Source organism: Shewanella sp. SG44-6, from assembly GCF_014164185.1.
Classification (GTDB): Bacteria; Pseudomonadota; Gammaproteobacteria; order Enterobacterales; family Shewanellaceae; genus Shewanella; species Shewanella vesiculosa.
Genome location: NZ_JACJER010000361.1, coordinates 1 through 276 on the forward strand (window position 1 = coordinate 1; position 276 = coordinate 276).

Below are 276 nucleotides of genomic sequence, written 5' to 3' on the forward strand. Positions count from 1 at the left end.
GGGATGAGGTTGACCATCTCATAGAAGAAATCCATCATAGTTTGCACTAGCCAGTGGCCTAAAAACATCAATGCAAATAAGGTCACGAGTAAACGTGGTAAAAAACTTAAGGTTTGCTCGTTAATTGAAGTTGCAGCTTGAAAGACCGCCACAATTAAACCAATAAATAAGCCAGGCAAAATAATCGCTGACACAATCAATACAATAATTGACAGTGCTTCTCGAAAGATATCAATGAGCGATTCTGGAGACATAAATACGAGGCCTTATATTCCG

The 276-nt window shown here is 38.8% G+C and carries 1 protein-coding gene; it reads right to left on the reverse strand.

Annotated features, from left to right (window positions below; all coding sequences use genetic code 11):
* The coding region (gene fliQ, locus H5185_RS22590; RefSeq protein ID WP_182743382.1) for a flagellar biosynthesis protein FliQ at window positions 1–254 on the reverse strand (254 nt) is incomplete at its 3' end.
* Between the last annotated feature and the right edge of the window lie 22 nt (window positions 255–276).